This is a genomic window from Protofrankia sp. CiP1_Cm_nod1, assembly GCF_920888515.1.
GTDB lineage: Bacteria > Actinomycetota > Actinomycetes > Frankiales > Frankiaceae > Protofrankia.
This window is the reverse complement of record NZ_CAKKTM010000365.1, coordinates 1-2,689: the sequence shown is the minus strand read 5'-3', so window position 1 is coordinate 2,689 and position 2,689 is coordinate 1. Positions and strand designations below refer to the sequence as shown.

The following is a 2,689-nucleotide window of genomic DNA, read 5'->3' as shown; positions in this document are numbered from 1 at the left end:
CCCGGGGCCGGGTTCACCCGCTGGTCGTGGCCGGCGGGCTGCGGGGGGTGCCCCGGCCATCATCGTGGCCGCGGCGGTCGCCGCGGCCCGCCGCCTGCTCGGCCTCGGGTGGCGCCCGGCTCCGCCACGACCGTGGCCGGCGCGACCGGTACCGCTGGCCCTCCCCGAGATTCCGGACCGTGCCCTCCCGCACCAGTCGACGGAGTCGTCGCCGGCTGACCGCCGAGCGCCCCGGTGACAACTACCGGCTGCGCCCACCCGGATCGGACGACCGCTTCCGATACTGACTCGTTCACGGTGCGTCGATGTCAACCGTGTTCCCCATTTCCGTCGACAGACGGATGGCCGACAATGCTCGTGCTTTCCGGCCGCTCCGCCGGGCGGCTACGCTGCGCCTGCGTGACCTTCTGGGGGTGCACATGAAGCGGTTTCACAGGTGGCGTCTACTCGCTGCGGCGGTCACGCTCGGTGTGGGCTGCACCGGATGCGGGGGATCTGGCGGCGGGCCGGACACGAGGCCCGCGAACTCTGCGCCCACCCCGGCCACGTCCGCCGAACCCACGGCGCACGTCGCTCCCGATGACGCGGCGACCACCCTGCCGGCGGGAGCGCAGCCGGGACTGGACGACTACGACGGCGACGGCGGGCCGGACCCGACCTGCGGCACGCAGGACTTCGGTGCCGGGCTGGCGCTGCGGATCCCGTGCCAGATCGGCACTGCGAACGAGCCAGAAAGCGGTAGCCGGCTCGTCAACGGATCGCTATATCGACTGCCGGGCTCCACCGACATCGACCTCACCGGAATCTCCGGCAGCCTTCTGCTGGCCCGGGACACGGCCGGCGTCAAGGTCGTCATCGTGGTGTTCAACAGCGACAACCTTTTCGCGACCGGCAGCAACACCATCGGCAGCACTGACACGATGGACAACACCATCAAGCTGATCAACTCCAGGTTTCCCGGCGGCAGGATCCAAGTCCGCGGCCACACCGACTCGACCGGCACGGCCAGCGTGAACCAGGCACTGTCGGAACGCCGGGCCGGCGTCGTCCGGGCCTATCTGCTCGACCACCGCGTCAACGCCACCGAGGTCACAGCCATCGGCATGGGCAGCACCAGCCCTCTCGCCGAGGAAACCAACCCCGACGGCTCACCCGACCCCGAAGGCCAGGCCTTCAACCGCCGGGTCGAGATCGTCCTGCGCCTCCCGGCCGGCTGAGCAGGAGCAACCTGGCGGCCCAGTATGCGCACCTCACGCTAAGCGGCAACGGGCGGCCGCGTGTGGTGAGGACTAGGGCGCGTATCGGGTTGTGATCGGTCTGTGGGGTTCGTTCGGGTGGCGGGTCTGGCCGGGTAGACCGTCGGGCATGACGCGGGCGCAACTGACAGATGAGGAGTGGGCGTTCATCGAGCCCTACCTGCCGGTCGGCGGGTTCGGCCCGTACCCGGCGCGGCTGCGGGCGCAGTTCGAGGGGGTGGTCTGGCGGTTCCGGACGGGTGGGCAGTGGCGGGAGATGCCGAGGGAGTTCGGGGCCTGGCCGACGGTGTCCAACCGGTTCCGGCAGTGGCGGGACGCCGGTGTCTTCGACGCCCTGTTGCGGGGTCTGATCGCCCAGGCCGGGACGCGAGGTGCGGTGGACCTGTCGGTGGTCAGCGTGGACTCCACCACCGCCCGGGCCCACCACGACGCCGCCGGGATGCACCTGGACCATGAGGTCCTCACCGCCCTGGAGAAAGCCGCCGTGCGGGAGGAGGGGAAGGCCCGGAAAAAGGGGCGGCCCGGACGGACACGACGGGCGGGACGGCGAGGACGACCCCGCGAGGCGGGAACGGCGACGCCGCCGGCGTCGACGCCGCCTCCGGTTGACAGCCGCCCTGCTGGGGGCGGTCCCGGGGCGGGCAGACCAGCAAGGTCCACCTTGCCGCCGACCGGCGGGGCCGGCCGCTGGCGTTCGTCCTGACCGTGGGGCAGGCCGCGGACAGCCCGTGGTTCGTCCCCGTACTGGCGCGGCTCCGGGTTCCCGGGCGGGTCGGCCGGCCGCGTACCCGGCCCGGCGCGGTCGTCGGGGACACGGCGTACTCGTCCCGCGCCAACCAGGCCTACCTGCGCGGACGCGGTATCCGGGCGGTCATCCCGGAGAAGGCCGACCAGGCCGCCCACCGGAAGCGCAAGGGCCGCAGGGGTGGCCGGCCCGTCCGCCACGACGCCGACCTGTCCAAGGAACGGAACACCGTCGAACGTCTGATCAACAAGCTGAAGGACTGGCGGGGTATCGCCACTCGCTATGACAAGACCCCGGGCAGCTATCTTGCGGGTCTCCAGCTCCGCGCCTCGATGATCTGGATCAAGGAACTCGCGCGGACCACTCCTTGATCGCGACTCGATACGCACCCTAACAGGGCGTAGCAGCGCGGTACCAGCGGACCGCCAGCACGCTTCCCCTCGGGCGGGAACCGGAACCCGGTGAACTCCGAGACGGGGACCGGCGGACGGACAACACATCGACGCATCCATCCGCCATGCCTGACCAAGGATTCTGCGGATGCAACAGACCCACGCAAAGTCGTCTCACCCAACGACTTCACCGACCTCACCCAGGTCACCGACCGGCTCCGAGCATTCGAAGACCGCTACAACGCCACGGCACAGCCGTTCCAGTGGAGGTTCACCACCACCGACCTGGACGATCT

General features: G+C 70.7%; 2 protein-coding genes and 2 pseudogenes. All 4 read left to right on the top strand.

Annotated elements, in window-relative coordinates:
• A partial coding sequence (locus tag NBX02_RS16425; protein WP_250292068.1) for a hypothetical protein occupies positions 1-287 on the top strand: 287 nt, incomplete at its 5' end.
• Between the two features lie 132 nt (positions 288-419).
• A complete protein-coding gene (locus NBX02_RS16420; RefSeq protein ID WP_250292066.1) occupies positions 420-1,217 on the top strand; it encodes an OmpA family protein in 798 nt (265 codons plus the stop codon).
• Between the two features lie 148 nt (positions 1,218-1,365).
• A pseudogene (locus NBX02_RS16415) lies at positions 1,366-2,372 on the top strand (IS5 family transposase).
• Between the two features lie 90 nt (positions 2,373-2,462).
• A pseudogene (locus NBX02_RS16410) lies at positions 2,463-2,689 on the top strand (hypothetical protein); the annotation flags it as partial.

Bases quoted from the DNA above. Each gene is read 5' to 3' on its own strand.
- NBX02_RS16420 (WP_250292066.1), top strand. From the start codon at position 420: ATGAAGCGGTTTCACAGGTGGCGTCTACTCGCTGCGGCGGTCACGCTC.